The organism is Phenylobacterium sp. (assembly GCF_036264965.1).
Lineage (GTDB): Bacteria > Pseudomonadota > Alphaproteobacteria > Caulobacterales > Caulobacteraceae > Phenylobacterium.
Map to the genome: position 1 here is coordinate 22,951 of NZ_DATAPY010000094.1, position 6,548 is coordinate 29,498.

A 6,548-nucleotide genomic window follows, 5' to 3' on the forward strand; every position below is an offset into this window, starting at 1 on the left:
CCCGAACCGTGGCATGTCAGGCGCATGATCCAGGTCACCGAAACCCTCGCCATCGAGGACGACGAGATCTCCGAGAAGTTCGTGCGCGCCTCCGGGCCGGGCGGGCAGCACGTCAACACGTCAAGCTCGGCGGTGGAGCTGCGCTTCGACGCCATGGCCTCGCCGTCCCTGCCGGACGAGGTCAAGGAGCGGCTGGCGCGGATCGCCGGGCAGCGGATGAACCAGGACGGGGTGATCGTGATCTTCGCCCAGAGCCACCGCAGCCAGGAGATGAACCGCCAGGATGCGCGCGCCCGGCTCCTGGAGCTGATCGAGCAGGCCACGCACCGGCCGAAGCCGCGCAAGAAGACCCGGCCGACCTATGCGTCCAAGCTGAAGCGTCTGGAGGGCAAGTCGAAACGCTCCGGCGTGAAGGCGATGCGCGGGCGGCCGAAGGGGGACGACTAGGTGAGCATCGAGCTTGAAACGGCCGCGATCGGCGGCCTGTCCGGCTTCCTGCGGGCCAAGCGCAAGCACGTTCCGCCGCCGGGCACGCCCTGCGCCAACTGCGGCACACCGCTGGAAGGCGCCTACTGCCACGTCTGCGGCCAGGACTCGGACACTCACAAGCGCTCGATCCGTCACCTGGCGTTCGAGGCGGTGGAAGGCCTGTTCGAGTTCGACGGGCGGATCTGGCGGACCTTCCCGGCGCTGTTCTTCCGGCCTGGCCGCCTGGCCCGCGACTATATCGACGGCCGGATCGTGCGCCACGTGCCGCCGTTCCGGACGTTCCTCGTCGCGCTCCTGCTGTTCATCTTCGCCGCCGAGCACGCGGCCCACGAGCAGACCGTGGCGCAGGCGCAGGAGAAGCGGACCGAGGCGGCGAAGCTCGCCACGCCGCAGGGCCGCGCCGACAAGGTGCAGAAGATGCGCGCCGAGGCGGCCCAGGACCTCAAGGAGAGCCTGGATGAAGACGCCAAGGACCGCGCCGACGAACTGAAGAACGCCGACGCCAATCGTCCGAAGATCGAGGCCGGCTACGCCCGCCGTGTCGCCCGCGCCCAGGACCGCTACCAGGCGGCCCTGCAGCGCGCCGACCGCGTGGCTCAGGGCCTGCCTGCGGTCGACCCAAACGCGGCCCTGGCGTCGAAGCCCGGCAACGAGACCAGCTGGTGGAAGGCCGGCGTCAAGAAGGCGGTCGCCAACCCCGACTACTACTGGTCGGTGGTGTTCGAGTGGGGCCACCGGCTGGCGATCGCGCTGTTGCCGATCATCGGGCTAAGCCTGGCCATGGTCTACGCCCGGCGGAAGGACGTCTTCCTCTATGACCACCTGCTGGTGGCGATGAACCTCTTGTCGTTCAACTTCCTGATCAGCGCGGCCGGATTGATGCTGCCGTTGTCGATGATGGGCTGGTGGTTCGTGGGCGCGACCCTCTGGAGCCTGGTCAACCTCTTCCAGACCCTGCGCGGCGCCTACGGCTCCAGCATCCTGGGCGCGGTGCTGAAAACCACGATCGTCTGGTCGGTCGCCTTCGTCGCCTTCACCCTATTGCTCACCGCGGTCTTCGTGCTGGCGCTGACCCAGCTCTGAAACCCGCGACGATTTCTCGCCTATGGCGCGATTTCGCCGCATTGGCCTATAAGCTGCGCGATATGGCCGACCGCGTCCGTCTCCTCGCCGCCGCCGCGCTCGTCGCGGCCTCCCTTTCCGCCTGCGCGCCTTCGCTGGGGCCGCCGGCGCCTGGACGACTGGCCGGCGGCCCGCCGCCGCCCGCCGAGACGACCTTCCGCGCCGGCGACTTCGCCTGGTCTCAGGCTCCCGGCAGGAACACCCTGGCCGGCGCGCTGGGCCGGTCCACAGGCCCTGTGCGCTACACCTGCGCGGGCCAGACCGTGGTGCTGACACCGGAAACGCCCTGGGCGCGTCGGCGGATGCAGGTGCTCTACCAGTCGGACCAGCACGCGGCGCTGACCGCCGACGACGTGCGCAGCCGCCAGAACCAGGCCCCGCCCGGGGATTCCAACCCCTATGTGAAGCGGGTCGGCTGCGACGCGGCGGACCACTTCAGCTTCACCGGCCTGCCGGACGGGGCGTGGTACGTGGTGACCCTGGCCAAGCCGGTCGCCGGCCAGACCGGACCCAGCCTGGCGATGATGCGCCGGGTGGTGACCCGCGGCGGCAAGGTCACCAGCTTCGAACTCTGAAACATCTGTTGATGTGAACCCCGCGGCATCTGGCGAGTTTGAATAGGCGGCGGGGGCGCGAACATCCCTGCGTGGGAGTTCCAGCATGCGTAAGTTCCTTGCCGCCATCGTGATCGCAAGCCTTGCCGGGGCCGCCGCCGCGTCGGCCGCCGCTGCGCCGCAAGGCGCGTCCCGGATCGCCGTCTCGGCCGACAGTTTCGCAGTGTCGGCCATCCATCACGGACAGGCTCTGGACGTCGGCTACAACGCCGAGGCCCGGCGGATCGCGGCCTGCCTGACGAGCTATCCCGGCGCCTACGATCCCCACACCGACCTGGTGCGCCTGACCTCGGGCGCGACACGGCGCTGCGCGCTCCAGGGATAAGCTGCGCCCTGGGAACCAGCCCCCGGCTGAACGCGCTTTCCCCGGCCCGAGGGGATGCCTCGCAGGAGGTAGTTATGCGTAAGCTTCTTCTCAGCGCTCTGGGCGCCGCCGTGGCGCTCGGCGGCGCGGCCGCAGCGCCGGCCCTCCACGCCCAGCCCTATGTGGTCTATCCGCCCGCCGCGGCGGTCGTGGAGCCCGGCTACCGCTACGACGCCTATGGCCGGCCCTATTACGACGACGGCTATCGCGCCCCCGGCGACTACGTCCCGGAAGGCGCGGCGGTCCTGGGCCCGGCCCTGGCCGACAGCTATTCGCGCGTGCCCTATGACCGCTACGGCCCCGACCCCAACGGCCTGTACGCCGCCGACGGCCACCGCATCAAATGCAAGCTGGAAGACAGCTACGACGATCGCGTCGACCACTATGTGACGCGGCGGGTCTGCGACTAACCGCCAGACACACATCGCCGAAGCAAGAACGCCCGCCGGGAGACCGGCGGGCGTTTTGGCTTAGTGGACCTTGGCGCGGCCGATGATCAGGCCGTCAGCATCGGCGGAGACGTCGATGACCGAGCCATCCTCCAGATCGCCCGCCAGCAGCTTCTTGGCGATCGGGTCGATCAGCTCCTTCTGGATCACCCGCTTCAGCGGACGCGCGCCATAGACGGGATCATAGCCGCGCTCGGCCAGCCAGTGGGTGGCCGCCGCGTCGAGGGCGATGGACATCCGCCGGTCGGCCAGCAGCTTCTCGACCCGCTGCAGTTGGATCTTCACGATGCCGTCCATCTCCGCGCGGCCCAGCCGCTTGAAGAGGATGGTCTCGTCGATCCGGTTCAGGAACTCCGGTCGGAAGTGGCGGCGCACCACGTCCATGACCGAGGCGCGGGCGACCTCGACATCCTCGCCCTCGTCCAACGTGGCCAGGAATTCCGAGCCCAGGTTGGAGGTCATAACGATGATGGTGTTGCGGAAGTCGACCGTGCGGCCCTGGCCGTCGGTCAGGCGTCCGTCGTCCAGCACCTGCAGCAGCACGTTGAAGACGTCCGGATGGGCCTTTTCGACCTCGTCGAACAGCACGACCTGGTAGGGCCGGCGGCGCACCGCCTCGGTCAGCGCCCCGCCCTCGTCATAGCCGACGTAGCCGGGAGGCGCGCCGATCATTCGGCTGACCGAGTGCTTCTCCATGTACTCGCTCATGTCGAGGCGGGTGATCGCCGAGTCGTCGGCGAACATGAATTCCGCCAGCGCCTTGGTGAGCTCGGTCTTGCCGACGCCCGTGGGGCCCAGGAACAGGAACGAGCCGATCGGCCGGTTCGGATCATGCAGGCCGGCGCGCGCGCGACGGACCGCGTCGGAGACCGCCAGCAGCGCTTCTTCCTGGCCGACGACCCGCTGACGCAGCGCGTCCTCCATGGCCAGCAGCTTCTCGCGCTCGCCCTCCAGCATCTTCTCGACCGGCACCCCGGTCCAGCGGGAGACGACGGCGGCGATCTGTTCGGCGTCGACCACTTCGGGGGAGACGGCGTCCTTGTCGGCCTTGGCGTCTTCCTCGGCCAGGCGCTTCTCCAGCGTCGGGATCTCGCCATAGGCGATCTCCGAGGCGCGCTGCAGTTGGCCGTTCCGCTGGGCGGTGACCAGTTCGGCGCGCAGGCGCTCCAGGGCCTCGCGCACCTGGGCGGCGGAAGAGACCTTCTCCTTCTCAGAGCGCCAGCGGGCGGTCATGTCCTCGGACTGCGCCTCGAGGTCGATCAGCTCGTCCTCAAGGGCTTCCAGGCGCGCCTTGGAGGCGGCGTCGGTCTCTTTTGACAGGGCCTCGCGTTCGATCTTCAGCTGCACGATGCGCCGGTCGATCTCGTCGAGCTCCTCGGGCTTGGAATCCACGGCCATGCGCACGCGGCTGCCCGCCTCGTCCATCAGGTCGATGGCCTTGTCCGGCAGGAAGCGGTCGGAGATGTAGCGGTTGGAGAGCGTCGCGGCGGCGACGATGGCGCTGTCGCTGATGCGCACCCCGTGGTGCAGCTCGTACTTCTCCTTCAGCCCGCGCAGGATCGAGATGGTGTCCTCCACCGTGGGTTCCGAGACGAACACCGGCTGGAAGCGGCGGGCCAGCGCGGCGTCCTTCTCCACATGCTTGCGATATTCATCCAGCGTGGTCGCGCCGACGCAGTGCAGCTCACCGCGGGCCAGCGCGGGTTTGAGCAGGTTGGAGGCGTCCATGGCGCCGTCCGACTTCCCGGCGCCGACCAGGGTGTGCATCTCGTCGATGAACAGGATGATCGAACCTTCAGCCTGGGTGACTTCGTTCAGGACCGCCTTCAGGCGCTCCTCGAACTCGCCGCGGTATTTCGCGCCGGCGATCAGGCTGCCCATGTCGAGCGCCATGAGCTGCTTGTCCTTCAGGCTCTCCGGCACGTCGCCGTTGACGATGCGCAGCGCCAGGCCTTCGACGATGGCGGTCTTGCCGACGCCGGGCTCGCCGATCAGCACGGGATTGTTCTTGGTGCGGCGCGACAGGACCTGGATGGTGCGGCGGATCTCCTCGTCGCGGCCGATCACCGGGTCGAGCTTGCCGTCGCGGGCGGCCTGGGTCAGGTCGCGGGCGTAACGCTTCAGGGCGTCGTAGCCCTCTTCGGCGGACGCGCTGTCGGCGGTCTTGCCCTTGCGCAGCGCCACGGCGGCGTCTTCCAGCGCCTTGGCAGACACGCCCGCGCCCTTCAGCGCCTTGGCGGCGTCGCCGCCTTCCTTGGCGATGGCGATCAGCAGGCGCTCGGTGGTGACGAAGGCGTCGCCGGCGGCCTTGGCCCCGGCTTCCGCATCGGCGAAGACCCGCGCGGCCTCCGGCTTCATGTAGAGCTGGCCCGTGCCGCCCTCGACCTTCGGCAGCTTGGTCAGCGCCAGGTCGATGGCCGTGTCGGCCTCATCGGGCCGTCCGCCGGCGCTCTGGATCAGAGCGCGCGACAGCCCGTCCTTTTCTTCAAGCAGCACCTTCAGCAGATGCTCGGGCGCGAACTGCTGATGGCCGCGCGCGAGCGCGAGGCTCTGAGCCGACTGGATCGCCTGTTTGGCGCGGTCGGAATAGACGTCAATATTCATGGGTCCCCTCGGTAGGCGGATTGACCGGCATCGCCTCGATCAAGCGCGACGCCCGCTCCCCGGATGTAGTGTGGCCGATCCGCCACACAAGGCGCTACCGCCATCCCGCGGGCAGATCAGTCAGGCGGGTTGTTCTTCTCCACGAAGGCCATCGTCGCCTGCAGCATCGCCAGCCGCGTTTCGCCGCCCGTCAGCCAATGGTCCGTCGAGTCCAGGGTCACGAATTCCACCGGCTTGCCGGCCGCCTTCAGCGCGTCGGCCATGATCCGGCTCTGCTCCAGCGGCACAACGGTGTCGTCCTTGCCGTGGATCAAGAGGACCGGAATGGTCACCTTATCGATGTGGGCGGCCGGCGAGACCTGCAGCAGCGTCGGGTCCTTGGTGCTCTCGGCGCCCAGGAAGCGCCGGAAATAGCGTTGGCTGGCGAAGCCGTTCTTGTTGGCGACCCAGCTGTCGAACCGCTTCATGTCGGAGATACCGGCATAGGAGACGGCGCACCGATAGACTCCAGTATCCAGTGCTGCACCGGCAAGCGCGGCGTATCCGCCGTAGCTGCCCCCGACGATGCAGACCCGCTTGGGGTCGACGGTCCCCTGGCCGACCAGATAGCGCACACCGTCGGAGAGGTCGGTCTGCATCTTGCGGCCCCATTGGCCGTAGCCGGCCTCGAGATGGGCGCGGCCAAAGCCATCCGAGCCGCGATATTGCGGCTGGAGCACCGCATAGCCGAGTGACGCGATCGCCTGTGACTGCCAGTCGAAGCCTGGCTTGTCGTGCGAGGCCGGGCCGCCGTGGACCATCACGACCAGCGGCAGCCGCCTCGCCGGTACGCCGCGGGGAAGGACCAAAAAGGCGGGAATGGGGGTGCCGTCGGCGGCAGGGTATGTAAGCGTCCGGACCTCGTTG

The 6,548-nt window shown here is 68.6% G+C and carries 7 protein-coding genes; 5 read left to right on the plus strand and 2 right to left on the minus strand.

Features of this window, described 5'->3' with window-relative positions:
* Positions 1 to 24 precede the first annotated feature (24 nt).
* The 5 genes from arfB to VHS75_RS11855 all read left to right on the plus strand — a co-directional run bounded on the left by arfB (position 25) and on the right by VHS75_RS11855 (position 2,999).
* The gene (gene arfB, locus VHS75_RS11835; protein WP_329638818.1) at positions 25 to 447 is read left to right on the plus strand and encodes an alternative ribosome rescue aminoacyl-tRNA hydrolase ArfB; all 423 of its coding nucleotides are present in this window, start codon (positions 25 to 27) and stop codon (positions 445 to 447) included.
* A complete protein-coding gene (locus VHS75_RS11840) occupies positions 448 to 1,572 on the plus strand; it encodes a DUF3667 domain-containing protein (protein WP_329638819.1) in 1,125 nt (374 codons plus the stop codon).
* A gap of 62 nt (positions 1,573 to 1,634) precedes the next feature.
* Positions 1,635 to 2,186, plus strand: coding sequence for a hypothetical protein (locus VHS75_RS11845; RefSeq protein ID WP_329638820.1), 552 nt, complete (start codon positions 1,635 to 1,637; stop codon positions 2,184 to 2,186).
* 85 nt (positions 2,187 to 2,271) lie between these two features.
* Entirely contained in the window at positions 2,272 to 2,550 is a 279-nt protein-coding gene (locus tag VHS75_RS11850) for a hypothetical protein (RefSeq protein WP_329638821.1), read from the plus strand.
* A gap of 74 nt (positions 2,551 to 2,624) precedes the next feature.
* Positions 2,625 to 2,999 carry a hypothetical protein gene (locus VHS75_RS11855; RefSeq protein ID WP_329638822.1) on the plus strand — a complete coding sequence of 125 codons (375 nt, stop codon included), beginning with the start codon at positions 2,625 to 2,627 and terminating at the stop codon, positions 2,997 to 2,999.
* A 60-nt stretch (positions 3,000 to 3,059) separates the two neighbouring features.
* Here the strand turns inward: VHS75_RS11855 and clpB are convergent, their stop codons facing one another.
* Complete coding sequence (gene clpB, locus VHS75_RS11860; RefSeq protein ID WP_329638823.1) at positions 3,060 to 5,642, minus strand: ATP-dependent chaperone ClpB; 2,583 nt, start codon at positions 5,640 to 5,642, stop codon at positions 3,060 to 3,062.
* A gap of 116 nt (positions 5,643 to 5,758) precedes the next feature.
* A partial coding sequence (locus VHS75_RS11865) for an alpha/beta hydrolase family protein (protein WP_329638824.1) occupies positions 5,759 to 6,548 on the minus strand: 790 nt, incomplete at its 5' end.